The organism is Streptomyces cathayae, from assembly GCF_029760955.1.
Classification (GTDB): Bacteria; Actinomycetota; Actinomycetes; order Streptomycetales; family Streptomycetaceae; genus Streptomyces; species Streptomyces cathayae.
Genome location: NZ_CP121682.1, coordinates 3,183,258 through 3,199,451, shown reverse-complemented (window position 1 = coordinate 3,199,451; position 16,194 = coordinate 3,183,258). Strand labels below are relative to the sequence as shown.

At 73.3% G+C, this 16,194-nt stretch carries 10 protein-coding genes; 5 read left to right on the top strand and 5 right to left on the bottom strand.

Features of this window, described 5'->3' with window-relative positions; all coding sequences use genetic code 11:
- Positions 1-43: 43 nt before the first annotated feature.
- Complete coding sequence (locus PYS65_RS14365) at positions 44-1,282, bottom strand: C40 family peptidase (RefSeq protein ID WP_279334362.1); 1,239 nt, start codon at positions 1,280-1,282, stop codon at positions 44-46.
- A gap of 356 nt (positions 1,283-1,638) precedes the next feature.
- On the opposite strand from PYS65_RS14365, the gene pcrA reads away from it, so the two are divergent.
- The gene (gene pcrA, locus PYS65_RS14360) at positions 1,639-4,122 is read left to right on the top strand and encodes a DNA helicase PcrA (protein WP_279334361.1); all 2,484 of its coding nucleotides are present in this window, start codon (positions 1,639-1,641) and stop codon (positions 4,120-4,122) included.
- A gap of 101 nt (positions 4,123-4,223) precedes the next feature.
- Here the strand turns inward: pcrA and PYS65_RS14355 are convergent, their stop codons facing one another.
- Both PYS65_RS14355 and PYS65_RS14350 read right to left on the bottom strand, forming a co-directional pair.
- Positions 4,224-5,945 (bottom strand): M23 family metallopeptidase, encoded by a 1,722-nt coding sequence (locus PYS65_RS14355; RefSeq protein ID WP_279334360.1) that lies wholly within the window; start codon positions 5,943-5,945, stop codon positions 4,224-4,226.
- A gap of 190 nt (positions 5,946-6,135) precedes the next feature.
- Complete coding sequence (locus PYS65_RS14350; RefSeq protein WP_279334359.1) at positions 6,136-7,002, bottom strand: esterase/lipase family protein; 867 nt, start codon at positions 7,000-7,002, stop codon at positions 6,136-6,138.
- Positions 7,003-7,459: 457 nt separating this feature from the next.
- On the opposite strand from PYS65_RS14350, the gene icmB reads away from it, so the two are divergent.
- A complete protein-coding gene (icmB, locus tag PYS65_RS14345) occupies positions 7,460-7,876 on the top strand; it encodes a coenzyme B12-dependent isobutyryl CoA mutase small subunit (RefSeq protein ID WP_279334358.1) in 417 nt (138 codons plus the stop codon).
- A gap of 199 nt (positions 7,877-8,075) precedes the next feature.
- Here icmB and PYS65_RS14340 read toward each other — a convergent pair whose 3' ends face one another.
- Positions 8,076-9,800, bottom strand: a complete 1,725-nt coding sequence (locus PYS65_RS14340) for a DUF5691 domain-containing protein (RefSeq protein ID WP_279334357.1) — start codon at positions 9,798-9,800, stop codon at positions 8,076-8,078.
- Positions 9,801-9,867: 67 nt separating this feature from the next.
- Positions 9,868-11,241, bottom strand: a complete 1,374-nt coding sequence (locus PYS65_RS14335; protein WP_279334356.1) for an SWIM zinc finger family protein — start codon at positions 11,239-11,241, stop codon at positions 9,868-9,870.
- 132 nt (positions 11,242-11,373) lie between these two features.
- On the opposite strand from PYS65_RS14335, the gene PYS65_RS14330 reads away from it, so the two are divergent.
- From PYS65_RS14330 to PYS65_RS14320, 3 genes are all read left to right on the top strand, one after another.
- Complete coding sequence (locus tag PYS65_RS14330; RefSeq protein ID WP_279334355.1) at positions 11,374-12,543, top strand: AAA family ATPase; 1,170 nt, start codon at positions 11,374-11,376, stop codon at positions 12,541-12,543.
- The gene (locus PYS65_RS14325; RefSeq protein ID WP_279334354.1) at positions 12,540-14,960 is read left to right on the top strand and encodes a DUF5682 family protein; all 2,421 of its coding nucleotides are present in this window, start codon (positions 12,540-12,542) and stop codon (positions 14,958-14,960) included. The genes PYS65_RS14330 and PYS65_RS14325 overlap by 4 nt, the downstream gene beginning before the upstream one ends.
- Positions 14,961-15,021: 61 nt before the next feature.
- Positions 15,022-16,185, top strand: coding sequence for a VWA domain-containing protein (locus PYS65_RS14320; protein ID WP_279334353.1), 1,164 nt, complete (start codon positions 15,022-15,024; stop codon positions 16,183-16,185).
- Positions 16,186-16,194 lie beyond the last annotated feature (9 nt).

Here is a 16,194-nt window from a genome sequence, read left to right as displayed (position 1 = left end):
AGGGCGCGCCAGGCCGCGGGTCGGAGCACGGGGCGGTCCTGGGTCAGGCCGGGCGGACCACGCTGTGGATCGACGACTCGCCGTCGTAGAAGACCGACTCCTCGCGGACGTAGGTGCCGGGCTTCGGCGCGTGGATCATCATGCCGTTGCCGACGTAGACGCCCACATGCGTGAGGTCGTCGTAGAAGAAGACGAGGTCGCCGGGCTGGGCCTGGGACAGCGGGACCGTGGTTCCGGCGTCCACCTGGTCGTAGGTGGTGCGGGGAAGGGTGACGCCGGCGGCCTTCCAGGCGGCTTGGGTGAGGCCGGAGCAGTCGTAGGAGCCGGGGCCGGTGGCACCCCAGACGTAGGGCTTGCCGATCTGCGTGCGGGCGAAGGCGAGGGCCTTCTCGGCCTTGGCGGCGTAGGAGGAGTCCGTCGAGGTCGAGGGAGGCGTCGAGGTCGAGGGCGGCGTCGATGTCGACGGCGGGGTCGACGGGGCGGTCGTCGAGCCGGAAGAGCCGGAAGAGCCGGAAGAGCCGGAGGCGTCGGACGTGCCGCTCTCCTGCCGGGCCTTCTCCTCGGCCTGCTGCTGTTCCGCCTGCTGCCGGGCGAGCTCGGCGGCCTTGCGGGCGGCCTCTTCCTGCTTCTTCTCCTCGGCCGCCGCGAGCCGCGCCCTCTCCTCGGCGTCCAGCTTCGACAGCAGCTCGCGCGCGGTGCTGAGCTTCTTCTGGACGGTGGCCTTCGCGGTCTTCAGATCGTTCTGCGGCTCGGTGAGCGTCTCGAGGCTCTCGGCGGCCTCCTGCCGCTTCTCCATCGTCTCGGACTGCTGGGTGACGTAGTCGTCGACCGCTTCCTTCTGGCGGCCGGTCATCCGGTCCATCAGCCGGCTCTGGTCGAAGAAGTCCTGCGGGGAGTCCGCGAGCAGGAAGGTCGCCGTGTCCGGGACGCCCGCGCCGGTCCGGTACTGGGCGGCGGCGAGGGAGCCCAGTTCCTCCCGCGCCTCGTTGAGCGTCTCGGTGCGCTGGGCCACGTCGTCGAGGAGGGCGTCGACGCGCTTGCGCTGCTTGGTGGTCCTCTCCTTGGCCGCGTTGTACTTCTCGGTCGCCGACTCCGCCTGGCGGTACAGGTCGTCGACCTTCTTCTCGACCTCCTCCAGACTCGGCCGGCCGTCGTCCGAGGGGGCGGCGTCGGCGGTCTGGGACAGCAGGGCGACGGAGGTCAGGGCCGCCGTGGCGATGGCCGGGGTCCGTTTGCCGGCCACGCGCGTACCGGGGGTGCGCGACTTGCGGTGCGACGCCAAGGGAGGCGACTCCTTCCAACATTCCGCCTGCGGGGCGGCGGCAGGCGGACTTCCAGGCCGTCATCGCTCCGGGGAGGGCCAGGGACCGGCTGCCGCGACGGCGGTGACGGACTCGGCGGAGGCCGCTCGGCCCGGCGGGGTTCGCCGGTGGGGGACGCACGGCCAGCCCGAACCGTAGCCAACTCATGTGGCTCGTGTGAAGGTTGATGGGTGATATGCCCGATACGTTTTCGTGACCTTCTTCGTCACGTCACGCAGGGTGAGACCGTGATGCTGGAGGGTGGGGGGTGCGGTGCGGGGCGATGTTGCCGGGGTGGCCACGGCTTGTCGGTGGGGCGGCCTAGACTCGGAGAGCGATGAGCAGCCTCTTTGACGACAGCTTCCTGGCGGACCTCCAGGCCCAGCGGGGCCCCGGGGGCGAACCCCCGCCGCCGCCCGAGGACGATCATGCGCCGGAGGAGGTTCCGGACGATCTGTTCGGCGGGAAGTTCGACGTGCCGCCGGACCGGGACACCCACTACCGCGACGGCGCCCCGCGCCCGGTGCTGGACCCCGCCGCCCTCCTGGAAGGGCTGAACGAGAACCAGCGGGCCGCCGTCACGCACTCCGGTTCCCCGCTGCTCATCGTGGCCGGCGCCGGCTCCGGCAAGACCCGGGTGCTCACACACCGCATCGCGCACCTGCTCGCCGCGCGGGGCGTCCACCCGGGCCAGATCCTCGCGATCACCTTCACCAACAAGGCCGCCGGCGAGATGAAGGAGCGGGTCGAGCAGCTCGTCGGCCCGCGCGCGCACGCGATGTGGGTCATGACGTTCCACAGTGCCTGTGTGCGCATCCTGCGCCGCGAGAGCAAGAAGCTCGGCTTCACGTCGTCGTTCTCCATCTACGACGCGGCCGACTCCAAGCGCCTGATGGCCCTGGTCTGCCGTGACCTGGACCTCGACCCGAAGCGCTTCCCGCCCAAGTCCTTCAGCGCCAAGATCAGCAATCTGAAGAACGAGCTGATCGACGAGGAGGACTTCGCCGCGCAGGCGGCCGACGGCTTCGAGAAGACGCTCGCCCAGGCCTACGCGCTCTACCAGTCGCGGCTGCGCGAGGCGAACGCGCTGGACTTCGACGACCTGATCATGACGACGGTCAATCTGCTGCGCGCCTTCCCGGACGTCGCCGAGCACTACCGCCGCCGTTTCCGGCACGTCATGGTGGACGAGTACCAGGACACCAACCACGCCCAGTACGCACTCGTGCGCGAGCTGGTCGGCAGCTCTGCGTCCCCCGGTGACGTCCAGCCGGGCGCGCACGAGCTGCCGCCCGCCGAACTGTGCGTGGTGGGCGACGCCGACCAGTCGATCTACGCCTTCCGCGGCGCGACGATCCGCAACATCCTCCAGTTCGAGGAGGACTACCCGAGCGCGACGACGATCCTGCTCGAGCAGAACTACCGCTCCACGCAGACGATCCTCAGCGCCGCCAACGCCGTCATCGAGCGCAACGAGTCCCGCCGACCCAAGAACCTGTGGACCAACGCGGGTACCGGCGCGCAGATCACCGGATACGTCGCCGACACCGAGCACGACGAGGCGCAGTTCGTCTCCGACGAGATAGACCGCCTCACGGACGCGGGCGAGGCCAAGGCCGGGGACGTCGCCGTCTTCTACCGCACCAACGCCCAGTCCCGGGTCTTCGAAGAGATCTTCATCCGGGTCGGCCTGCCCTACAAGGTCGTCGGAGGCGTCCGCTTCTACGAGCGCAAGGAGGTCCGGGACGTCCTGGCCTACCTGCGGGTGCTCGCCAACCCCGAGGACTCGGTGCCGCTGCGCCGCATCCTCAACGTCCCCAAGCGGGGCATCGGTGACCGCGCGGAGGCCATGATCGACGCGCTCTCCCAGCGCGAGAAGATCAGCTTCCCGCAGGCACTGAGGCGCGTCGACGAGGCGTACGGCATGGCCGCGCGCTCCACCAACGCGGTCAAGCGGTTCAACACGCTGATGGAGGACCTCCGTACGATCGTCGAGTCCGGCGCGGGCCCGGCGACCGTCCTGGAGGCGGTCCTCGAACGCACCGGCTACCTCGCCGAGTTGCAGGCCTCCACCGACCCGCAGGACGAGACCCGGATCGAGAACCTCCAGGAACTCGCCGCCGTCGCCCTGGAGTTCGAGCAGGAGCGGGGTGAGGGCGAGTCGGTCGCGCTGTCCGACTTCCTGGAGCAGGTCGCCCTGGTCGCCGACTCCGACCAGATCCCCGACGAGGACGAGGACGGCTCCGGCGTCATCACCCTGATGACCCTGCACACCGCCAAGGGCCTGGAGTTCCCCGTCGTCTTCCTGACCGGCATGGAGGACGGCGTCTTCCCGCACATGCGGGCCCTGGGGGAGACCAAGGAGCTGGAGGAGGAGCGGCGCCTGGCGTACGTCGGCATCACGCGCGCGCGTGAGCGGCTGTACCTCACCCGGTCGACGCTGCGCAGCGCCTGGGGGCAGCCCTCGTACAACCCGCCCTCGCGTTTCCTGGAGGAGATCCCGGCCACCCATCTGGAGTGGAAGCGGACGGGGGCGAGTTCCCCGGTGTCCTCCGGGCCGGTGTCCGGGGTGGCGGCCTCGCTGTCGTCGTCCCGCTCCCGCTCGGCGGCGTCGGGCGCGTCCGGCTTCGCCACGCGCCGGGCCGCCGAGAAGCCGACGGTGTCGCTGGCGGCCGGGGACCGGGTCACGCACGACCAGTTCGGGCTCGGCACCGTCGTCGCGGTGAAGGGCACGGGCGGCAACGCCGAGGCGACGATCGACTTCGGGGACACCAAGCCGAAGCGGCTGCTGCTGCGGTACGCGCCGGTCGAGAAGCTGTAGCCGGGGGCCGGGGGCGCCCGGTTCCCGGGGTGAGGGCCGTCCGGCATCCGGATGCCGGACGGTGAGCCTTCGCTGCCGCCGGGCGGTGGGGCGGAGACGGGCTACGTCGGGTCGAGGCCGTGGCTGCGGAACCACGCCAGCGGGTCGATCGCCGAGCCGCCGCCCGGGCGGACCTCGAAGTGGAGGTGCGGGCCGGTGGAGTTGCCCGAGTTCCCGGAGAACGCGATCGGCTGGCCGGCCTTCACCGCCGTACCGGAGGGGAGCTGGTAGCTGGAGAGGTGGCAGTACCACGTCTCCGTGCCGTCCATCGCGGTCACGATCATCATGTTGCCGTAGGCGCTGTTGTACTGGGTGCGGACTGTGCCGTCGGTGGCGGCCATCACCGGCGCGCCGTACGAGACGGGGAAGTCGATCCCGCTGTGCACGGACATCCAGTTGATGCCGGACTGGCCGTAGTAGGCGCTGAGGCCGTGCTGCGCGACGGGAAGCGCGAACTTCGGGCGCAGCCGCTCCTTGCGGGCCGCCTCCTCCGCCGCCGCCCTGCGGTCGGCCTCCTGCTGGACCTCCAGGTCGATGCGTTCCTGGGTGCGACTGGCCCGGTCGGCGAAGTCGTTGGCCCCGGCGGAGAGGCTCTCGAGCTGGGTGTTGAGTTCGTTGTTGACGGTGGCGGGCTGTACCGGCGGCGGGTCCGCCGCGGTCGTCCTGGTCTCCGGGCTGCCGCCGTCCTCGGCCAGATCGCCGACCGAGGCCGCCGCGATACCGGCGACACCCATCACACACACCGAGGGCACGGCCACCGTCAGCAGCGCGGAGCGCTTGGCGGGCGTGCGGCGGCGGGAACGGGACCCGCCGCGTGACGCCGCGCGCGGCGCGGGCAGCGGGGTCGGCTCCTCCTGCTCGTCGAGCAGCGGGGCCACCGCGGGCGGCTCACCGGCGTCGTCCGGCGTGTCGTGCGCGGACTCGTAGGGGCCCTCGTAGTGGACCTCATGGAGATGCTGTTCGGATTCCTGGGAATCGAAGGCAGGGGAGGGGGTGGAGGTGGAGGACCGCAGGTCCGGGTGCCGCTCGAATGTGGCGGTGGCCTGCTGGTCGAACGGCACGGCCTGGTGTTCGTGGGAGGGGGCCTCGTAGGACTCGGAGACCTGGGTGGCCGTGCCGCCGCCGTCGGAGTTCCACTGCGTGGCGTCATAGGCACCGGTGTCGAAGGTCTGGGTGCCCCAGTGCCACTGCTGGGTCGGATCGGGGATGCTCTGGGCCTGGTCGGGCTGGAGCCAGGCGCCGGCGTCCCACTGACCGCTCGCGTCGGGTGCCGTGGCCTGCGGCGGGACCGTCGGCAGCTGCTGCTGCCCGGTGGTCCAGGCGGTCGCGTCGTAGCCGCCCGTGTCATAGGCGGCGGCCTGCTGCTGAGCCGGGTACGCGTCGTGGTGCGCGGTGCCGTGGCCGCCCGCGGACCAGTCCCCGGTGGCGTACGCAGCCGGGTCGTGACCGCTGCCCGAGAGGTCCCCGAAGAGGGGGTCGGTGGCGAAGGCGGCGGTGGCCGGGGCGCTGGTTCCGGAGCCCGTGGGGTCGAAACCATTGGTGTCGTAGCCGCTGTACGGGGTGAAGTCGCCGTACGGGGCTTCCTGGGTGCCGTAGGGCGCGTAGTGCGCCGAGACGGCGTCGGAAGCCGGGGGCGGGGCCATTGTCCCCGACGGGTGACGGTCGTTCACCAACTTCTCTTTCGCCTCGACAACAGGGGCTGGCAGAGCAGTGCGGCGACTGTACCCGGCGGTACGCGGGCGCGACAATCTTCCGCAGGTTTCGCGCGCGCAGGAAACGGGCATTCGGTTGCGTTTTGGTGGCGGGTATTCACGGTCTTGGCTTTGTGTTCGAAATTCGTTCGAGACGTGTGTGCGTTCACGTCGCCAAGTCGGCCGGGCGGAGCGGTTGTTGTTCGGGTGGGACAGTGCTGCCGCCGCAGTCGTCGAGGAGCATGCGTTTCGGGCGTGTCGCCCGCTTTTCGTCACGCCACCGTCACGCCACCGTCAGGCCGCCCGCGTGGCCGGTGGACGGTTCTCCGGGGTGTGCCGCGTCCAGGACCTCCCGTATGCCGGTCGCCACGGCGGGGTGCACGGGCAGGGCGAGGTGGCCGACACCGCCCACCCGCACGTTCTGCGCGATCAGGTCCTGGTGCTCGATGCAGGCCGATTCCAGCGGGTCCATGATGTGGTCGAGGTCGCTCCAGAAGGCGACGAAGCGGGTGCGGCAGCCGGGCGCGGGGCGGGCGAGCTCCTCGACCACCGGTGAACCGGGACGCATCTGACGCACGATGGGGTGAGCGTTGGCCAGCGGTGCGACGCGTGTGCCGGCATGCGGGGTGCCGAGGGTGACGAGGGTCCGTACGCGGGCGTCGCCGCCCAGGCGCTGCGCGTAGTACCGCGCGATCAGCCCTCCGAGACTGTGCCCGACGATGTCGACGCGACTGCTGCCGGTGCGCTCGCACACTTCCTCTATGTGCCGGCCCAGCAGTTCGGCCGCGACGCGGATGTCGCAGGTCAGTGGGGAGTAGTTGAGCGACTCGACCTGTTGCCTGCCGTGCTGGGCGAGACTGCGGCGCAGCAGCAGGAACACCGAGCGGTTGTCGATGAAGCCGTGCAGCAGCACGACCGGGGGTCGGTACTCCGTCGGCAGCTTCGCGGTGCCGTCCGGCGGGGGGAGCTCGGGCGTCGTGTCCCGCCGCTCCTGCACGATGCCGGCGGGATAGAGGAGCATGTGGCCCACCAGGATGGCGAGCTCCAGGGCGGTGGCCTTCAGCAGGGCGGTGGACAGACCTGCCAGCCGGTTCGGCATCAGGCGCCGACAGAGCGGCAGAAAGGGGAGTACTGCCTCCGTGACCTTCATGGCCGACCTCCTGTCGGCACGCGAAAGACAGCTCTGTCCCCCGTGTGCCCTCATGGGGTTCGCTGCGAAAAGCGGTCGACGCCGCGTCCGGCAGGAGCTGTGGCTGGTCGCGGTGGTGGGAACGACCTCGTGGCGAATCCCTTATACGCATGTTCCCACTGTTGTCCGTGTGCCGCACGGGCAGCGGTGCCCGGCTCGTGCGGCACCGGGACGGTGCGCGGTGAACATGTCCCTCTGTGTGATTTCCCCCTCGGTCCGCACCGTGAAACTGCCGGTTGCGGGATGCTGGGGATAACGTCCGTTCACTCACTTCTCCGGTCCGGTGCGGGCCGGACGTCTGTACCTTGGCGGCGTATTCGGTGGACGGCGGAGGCGTGCGGCACGTGACGGGTGCGGCATGGCTTGTATGTGCGGTATTTCTCGGTACGGATGGATGTAGTCGCTTCAGGAGGCAGTAATGGGTGTGGCAGCCGGTCCGATCCGCGTGGTGGTGGCCAAGCCGGGGCTCGACGGCCACGATCGTGGGGCCAAGGTGATCGCGCGGGCCCTGCGCGACGCCGGTATGGAAGTCATCTACACCGGGCTCCACCAGACTCCCGAGCAAGTCGTCGACACCGCGATCCAGGAGGACGCCGACGCGATCGGTCTGTCCATCCTCTCCGGCGCGCACAACACGCTCTTCGCGGCGGTGATCGAGCTGCTCAAGGAGCGGGACGCGGCGGACATCCTGGTCTTCGGCGGGGGGATCATCCCCGAAGCGGACATCGCTCCGCTGAAGGAGAAGGGCGTCGCGGAGATCTTCACCCCGGGGGCGACGACGGCGTCGATCGTGGACTGGGTGCGCGCGACCGTGCGGCACCCCGCGGAGGCGTAGACCGTAGACCCCGGCCCGGGCGGTCCCCGTCGACCGCGCGGGCTCCGGTTCGGAACCGGTGGTGCCGGGCTCCGGCTCCGGCTCCGACGCGGACCGCGGGGCCGCACCGGGCACGGTCGGCGCGGCCGTCCCCGCGGTCATCCGCGGGGACGGTGCGTGGTGGTCGTGGTGGGGATCAGGGAATCAAGGAACCGGGGGGTCAGGAGCGGCCGGGTGGTGCCGGGGTCAGCTCCGCCAGCATCGCGGCGCGCAACCGCAGTGTGGTGACCAGTCGCTGGAACGCCTCCGACCAGTAGCCACCGGAGCCCGGCGAGGCGTCCTCCGGCTCGTCCGGTACGGCCAGGAGCGCATCGAGGTGGCCTGCCTCCGAGGGGTCGAGGCAGCGCTCGGCCAGACCCATGACACCGCTGAAACTCCAGGGATAACTCCCCGCGTCCCGGGCGATGTCGAGCGCGTCCACCACGGCCCGGCCGAGCGGTGGTGCCCACGGCACCGCGCACACGCCGAGCAGCTGGAACGCGTCCGGCAGTCCGTGTGTCCCGATGAACCCCGCCACCCACTCGGCTCGTTCGGTCGCGTCCAGCGCGCCGAGCAGCTTGGCCCGTTCGGCCAGGGACACCGCTCCCGGGCCGCCCGCCTCCACCGCGGCGGGCTCGCCGAGCAGCGCCCGCGACCACTCCGCGTCCCGCTGGCGCACCGCCGCGCGGCACCATGCCGCGTGCAGTTCGCTCCGCCAGTCGTCCGCCACGGGGAGGGCCACGATCTGCCGGGGCGACCGTCCGCCGAGCCGCCGCGACCAGGTGCCCAGGGAGGCCGCCTCCACCAGCTGCCCCAGCCACCACGACCGTTCGCCCCGGCCCGCGGGAGCCTTGGCCGTCACCCCGTCGCGCTCCATGTCCGCGTCGCACTCGTGCGGCGCCTCGACGGTGAGGGTGGGCGTGTCCCGGGTGTGGTCCACGGCCACGCACACCCCGGCCCGGACCGCCATACGCTCCGCGAAGGCCGAACCGGGCAGCGCCGACAGCAGCTCGGCGGCCGTCGCCCGTACGGTGCGGCTGCGGTCGGCGAGCGCCAGTTCCAGGAACGGCTCGTCGTCCGGGGAGAGGCGGGTGCGCAACGAGTCGAGGAACATCAGCCGGTCCTCGGCCCGCTCCGTCGCCCAGGTCGTCGCGAGGAGTTCACGCGCGGCGGCGGGCCGGCGGGAACGGAGGGCGGCGAGCAGGGCGACCCGTTCCGCGAAGAGGCCCTCCTGCCAGAGCCGCAGGGGCGACTCCGCGTTCTCGGGAGCGTCGGAGCCCCCGGAACCCTCGGGGCCCCCGGAGTCCCCGGGGTTCACGGTCCCCGGCAGTGATATGCCCCTTCCCTGGGCCGAGCGCAGGGCGAACCGCCAGTCCGGGTTGAGGCGGGCCAGCCACAGCGCGCGCGGCCCCGCGAACCGCAGGGCCGCCGGCCGCAGGTCCGTACGTCCCCGCGCGGCGTCGAGCAGCGCGGGGAGCACCGGGGCGGGTGCCGCGAAGCCGTGCGCGTTCGCCGCCGCCAGCCACTGGGGCAGCAGCTCCATCAGGTCCGGTGCCGTACCCCGGCGGCCGCCGCCGGAGGTGCCGGGGCGGTCGGCGAGCAGCATCGCGAGCCGGCGGGCGGCGGCGGGCGGCAGCGCGGGGCGCGGGTCCCGGGGCGCTGGTCGCGGGCGCTCCGCCGCCCTGGCGGGACGCAGTCCGGCACGGCGCCGCACGGTCGCCACGGCCGCCGCGTCCAGCAGGGTCTTCGGGGCGTCCGCGCCGGGCGCGGCGCCGGCCGGGGTACGCCGGTCCGTCCCCAGCAGCGCCGTGGTGACGAGGTCCTCCCAGGCGCCCGGAAGGGACGGGTCCGCAGAGTGCGGCACCGACGCGGCCGAGGAGGCGGCCGGTACGGAGGTCCTGCTCATGGGCTTCCTTCCCGTCGGACGGCCGGGAGCGGCCGGGGGTGGGCGGGGCCGGTGAGGTGCGGGCGGCTCAGCACAGCGGCACCACCTCGCCGGGCCCCTCCGGCCAGGCCGCCAGCGGGGTGAACCCCTGGTGGCCGCACTCGCCGAAGACCGTGACCGGCGCACCGCCCGAGAGGGCGACGAGACGCCACAGGCCGGGGCGGGAACGCGCGGCCGCGGTGAGCGGCAGGGCGGCGTCCTCGTCGGCGTCCGCGAGCTGCCAGGAGCCGCCGTCCGGGGCCGGTACCACCCGGTCCAGGGTCACCGGAACGGAGTCCAGCCAGGGGTCGTCGCGCAGTGCGTCGCCGTACCGGGCGGCGGCCCGGGTCGTCGTCGTCCCGGGGGGCCGCTCGGCCGTGGGGGCGGGCGCCGCGAACCGCTCACCGAGCGCCGCCCGTGCCTGCCCGGTACCCGGGTGGGCGGACAGCTCCGCGTCCAGGATCAGCCCCACCGGCAGCGTCAGTTCCGGAGCGCGCCCCGCGGCTCCGTAGGAGAGGAGCAGCGCGGTGCGCCGCGAGTCCGTGCCGTACAACCAGATCCGGCGGGTCGTCAGGCGCGCGTCCGCCGAGTCGTACTGGGCGAGGACCAGCCAGCGGTCCCGCACCGGCGGGCCGTCCGCCGGGGCCGGCAGACCGGTGCGGGAGCGGACGGTGGCGGCCAGCCCCTCCGGCAGCCGATCACGGCGCAGCCAGCCCTGAGCGAGGAGGTGGAGCAGCGCGCACTCCTCCAGCAGCCGCACCGGCCACCCCGGACCCGTGCCCGGAAGCGCCCCCAACTCCCGGACCCTGGTGGCCAGTCCCTGCGCCTGCGCGTCGACCATGCGGGCCGCCGTCTCCTCCCACAGGCCGTACCCGGACCGCTCCGCCGTGGCCAGTCCGCCGCGGAGCAGATCCGTCAGCCGCTGCTCCAGCTCCGACGCACCCGCGGTGACCCGCTCGGCCCGGCGCTCCGCCCTGCGCCGGGCCGCCTCCGGATCGGCGGGTCCGGACGGGGAGCCCGACGGGCCCGCGACCCCGTTCCGTTCCGCGGCCCCGTTCCGTCCCACGGCCCCGCGCCTGCCCGTGATCCACTGCCCGGCCCACTCCGGCGCCTCCGCCCGCGGCACCGCCCCCTCGTCGCCCGCCCAGAGCAGCAGCAGACCCAGGGCGTGCTTGCACGGGAACTTGCGACTCGGGCAACTGCACCGGTACGCGGGCCCGGAGGGGTCCGCGATGTCGACCACCGTCCGGTACGGCTTGCCGCCGCTGCCCTCGCACAGCCCCCACACCGCCCCCTCGCCCGAACTGCCGGCCTCGGACCACGGACCGGCCGCGCCGAGCTTGCTTCCCGCCGTGCGCGACGCGAGGTCAGGCGCCAAGGCCAGCACCTGGTCCGCGGTCCAGCGCACCCCCTGCTGAGTCATGTCGTCGACGGTAGGTCCCCCCACTGACAATCGGCCTCGCATCTTCGTTTTCCCAGGTCACAGCGATTGTCAGTGGGGTGGTGCACGGTGGGTGCCAGATCCGAACCGGCCGAGCTGGAGGGGGACTCCGCCATGTCCGTGTCTGTCGAACCGGCATCTGTCGAACCGACGCCCGTCGCCCCGGCATCCGTCGACCCGGGCCGGAACGGCTCCGTGCCCGCGGCCGAGGTACTGCGGGCGCACGCCGAGGACGCCTTCGCCGCCGAACTCACCGCGCTGGCCGCGCAGGACGACCGCCCGCGGCCGGCCCGCTGGAAGCTGTCCCCGTGGGCCGTCGCCACCTACCTGCTCGGCGGCACACTGCCGGACGGCACCGTGATCACACCGAAGTACGTCGGCCCGCGCCGCATCGTCGAGGTCGCCGTCACCACCCTGGCCACCGACCGCGCCCTGCTGCTGCTCGGCGTGCCGGGCACCGCGAAGACCTGGGTGTCCGAGCACCTGGCCGCGGCGGTCAGCGGTGACTCCACCCTGCTGGTCCAGGGCACCGCCGGCACCCCCGAGGAAGCCATCCGCTACGGCTGGAACTACGCCCGGCTGCTCGCCCACGGCCCCAGCCGCGACGCCCTCGTGCCCAGTCCCGTCATGCGTGCGATGGCGGAGGGGGCGACGGCCCGCGTCGAGGAGCTGACCCGGATCCCGGCCGATGTGCAGGACACACTGATCACGATCCTGTCGGAGAAGACGCTGCCGATACCGGAACTGGGCCAGGAGGTACAGGCGGTCCGCGGCTTCAACCTGATCGCCACCGCCAACGACCGCGACCGGGGGGTCAACGACCTGTCCAGCGCCCTGCGCCGCCGGTTCAACACCGTGGTGCTGCCGCTGCCCGAGACCCCCGAGGCGGAGGTGGACATCGTCTCGCGCCGGGTGGACCAGATCGGCCGCTCCCTCGACCTGCCGGCCGTGCCGGACGGCATCGACGAGATCCGCCGTGTCGTCACCGTCTTCCGCGAGCTGCGCGACGGGGTCACCACCGACGGCCGGACGAAGCTGAAGTCGCCCAGCGGCACCCTGTCGACCGCCGAGGCGATCTCCGTGGTCATGGGCGGGCTGGCGCTGGCGGCCCACTTCGGGGACGGCGTGCTGCGGGCCGGGGACGTCGCGGCGGGCATGCGCGGCGCGGTCGTCCGCGACCCGGCGGCGGACCGCGTCATCTGGCAGGAGTACCTGGAGACCGTCGTCCGCGAGCGCGACGGCTGGAAGGACTTCTACCGGGCCTGCAGGGAGGCGGGCGCGTGAGCGAGGCGGAGCAGCCCGGCGGCCGGGGAGCGGGGCCGCTGCTGCTCGGAGTACGGCACCACGGACCGGGGTCGGCGCGGGCGGTGCGGGCGGCCCTGGAGGAGGCCCGTCCGGGAGTCGTCCTGATCGAGGGCCCGCCCGAGGCGAACGAGCTGATTCCGCTCGCCGCGGACGACGGCATGCGTCCGCCGGTCGCCCTGCTCGCCCATGCGGTGGACGAACCCGGCCGCTCGGCGTTCTGGCCGCTCGCCGCGTTCTCCCCGGAGTGGGTCGCGATCCACTGGGCGCTGGAGCACGGCGCCCCGGCCCGCTTCATCGACCTGCCGGCCACCCACACCCTGGCCCGGGGGAGGGACGAGGCGCACGACGGAGAACAGCCGGACGACGGGGGGAAGCCGGACACCGGGCAGCAGGGCGACGTGCGGATCGATCCGCTCCGGGCGCTGGCCGAGGCCGCCGGGTACGACGACGCCGAGCGGTGGTGGGAGGACGTCGTCGAGCACCGCGGAGTGGGGGAGGAGGGCGACGCGCTCGCCCCGTTCACCGCGCTGGAGGAGGCCATGACGGCGCTGCGGGAGGTGTACGGCAGCGGGGGACACGACCGGGATCTCGTGCGCGAGGCGTACATGCGGCTCCAGATCCGGGCGGCGCGGCGGGAGTACGGGAGCGGTGTGGCCGTCGTCTGCGGGGCCTGGCACGTGCCCGCGTTGCGGCGGAAGGCCACCGTCGCCGCCGACCGGGCCCTGCTCAGAGGTCTGCCGAAGGTCAGGACGGACCTGACGTGGGTGCCGTGGACGAACCGCAGGCTGTCCCGGTTCAGCGGCTACGGCGCGGGCATCGACTCGCCCGGCTGGTACGGGCATCTGTTCGGCGCGGAGGACCGGCCGGTCGAGCGGTGGATGACGAAGGTGGCGGGGCTGCTGCGCGCCGAGGACCGGACCGTGTCCCCCGCCCACGTCATCGAGTCGGTACGGCTGGCGGAGACGCTCGCCGCGCTGCGCGGCCGGCCCCTGCCCGGACTGGGCGAGACGACGGACGCGGTGCGGGCGGTGATGTGCGAGGGCTCCGACGTGCCGCTGGCGCTGGTGCACGACCGGCTGATCGTCGGTGACGTGCTCGGCGAGGTGCCGGCGACGGCTCCCGCGGTGCCCCTGCAGTTGGACCTCACCCGGACCCAGCGCCGGCTGCGGCTGAAACCCGAGGCCGCGGAGCGGGAACTGGAACTCGACCTGCGCAAGGAGACCGACGGGCAGCGCAGCAGGCTGCTGCACCGGCTGCGGTTGCTCGGCATCGGCTGGGGGGAGCCGGCGGCCTCGTACGGGAGTACGGGCACGTTCCGGGAGACCTGGCGGCTGTGCTGGGAGCCGGAGTTGTCCGTGCGGGTCGCCGAGGCCGGTATATGGGGGACGACCGTACTCGCCGCCGCGACCGCCAGGGCCGAGGCGGACGCCGTCGCGGCGCGGGACCTCGCCGCCGTCACCGGGCTCGCCGAGCACTGCCTCCTGGCCGGACTGCCCGACGCGCTGCCCACGGTGATGCGGGTACTCGCCGACCGCGCGGCCCTCGACACGGACGTCGGCCGTCTCGCCCAGGCCCTGCCCGCCCTGGTCCGCTCGCTGCGCTACGGCGATGTGCGCGGCACCGGCACCGCTGCCCTGGCCGAGGTCGCCGCCGGGCTGGCGGAGCGGGTCCTGGTCGGCCTGCCCCCGGCCTGCGCCGGACTGGGCGCGGACGCCGCCGAGGAGATGCGGCGCCATCTCGACGCCGTGCACGGGGCGGTGGGGCTCCTCGGCGACGTTCCCGCGCCGGGCCACGGGAACCTGCGCGCCCGCTGGGCGTCGGCACTGCGGAAGCTGGCGACGCGGGACACCGTGCCCGGTGTCGTACGGGGGCGGGCGGCCCGCCTGCTGCTGGACGACGGGGAGCTGGCGCAGGACGAGGCGGCCCGGCAGATGGGGCTGGTGCTGTCGTCACCGGGTACGTCCCCGGCGGACGCGGCGGCGTGGATCGAGGGGTTCGTCGGCGGCTCGGGGGGCGGGCTGCTCCTCGTCCACGACGAGCGGCTCCTCGCACTGGTCGACGCGTGGCTGACGGGGGTGCCCGCGGAGGCGTTCACGGACGTGCTCCCGCTGCTGCGGCGGACCTTCTCGGCGTACGAGCCCGGGGTGCGGCGCACGCTCGGCGAGCTGGTCCGGCGCGGACCGGGGGCGCGGAGCGGCGCGGCGGGCGCCGGTCGTGGGACACCCGGCTTCGCGGCAAACCCGGACACCGGCCGGGCGGACGCGGTCCTGCCTGTGGTGCGGCTGCTGCTGGGGCTGGGACCGGGAGGGGAGCAGGCGGCCGGGGACGGGGAGGGCGGCGAGAAGGAGGAGGGCGGCGAGGACACGGGCGCCGGCCTGGTGGGAGCGGCACGATGACGGCCCCCGGCCACCGGACGAGGGGGCGAAGGGCGAAGGAGCAAGGGATGGAGGGGGACGTATGGCGGCAGCGGTGACGGACCCGGCGCGGGAACGGCTGCGGCGGTGGCGGCTGGTGCTCGGCGGGGACGCGGCGGACGGCACCGGATGCGCGCTGTCCGGCCAGGACGCCGCCCTGGACGGAGCGCTCACCGCGCTCTACGGCAAGAGGGACAAGCCGCGGACGGGGCGGGAGCGCTCGGCGGGACTGGGGGCGTCCGCGCCGTCGGTGGCGCGCTGGCTCGGGGACATCCGGACCTACTTCCCCTCCGCCGTCGTCCAGGTCATGCAGCGCGACGCCATCGACCGGCTGGGGCTCGCCACCCTCCTGCTGGAACCGGAGATGCTGGAGGCGGTCGAGGCCGACGTCCATCTCGTGGGCACGCTGATGTCGCTCGGCAAGGCGATGCCCGACACGACGAAGGAGACGGCGCGGGCCGTCGTCCGCAAGGTCGTCGACGAGTTGGAGAAGCGGCTCGCCACCCGCACCCGGGCCACCCTCACCGGGGCCCTCGACCGCAGCGCCCGGGTCAGCCGGCCCCGCCACCACGACATCGACTGGAACCGCACCATCGCGGCCAACCTCAAGCACTACCTCCCCGAGCACCGGACGGTCGTGCCCGAGCGGCTCATCGGCCACGGGCGGGCCGCGCCGTCCGTGAAGAAGGAGGTCGTCCTCTGCGTCGACCAGTCCGGGTCGATGGCGGCGTCCGTCGTCTACGCCTCGGTGTTCGGGGCGGTGCTCGCGTCCATGCGGTCCGTCGACACGCGGCTCGTCGTGTTCGACACGGCGGTGGCCGACCTCACGGACCGACTCGACGACCCCGTCGACGTGATCTTCGGGACCCGGCTCGGCGGGGGCACGGACATCAACCGGGCGCTGGCGTACTGCCAGGCGCAGATCACCCGGCCCGCGGAGACGGTGGTCGTACTGATCAGTGACCTCTACGAAGGGGGCATACGCGACGAGATGCTCAAGCGGGTCGCGGCGATGAAGGCGTCGGGGGTGCAGTTCGTGACGCTGCTGGCGCTGTCCGACGAGGGGGCGCCCGCCTACGACCGGGAGCACGCGGCGGCCCTCGCCGCGCTGGGCGCGCCGGCGTTCGCCTGCACGCCCGACCTGTTCCCGGAGGTGATGGCCGCGGCCATCGAGAAGCGGCCGCTGCCGATACCGGATCCGCTGTGAGGAGCCCGG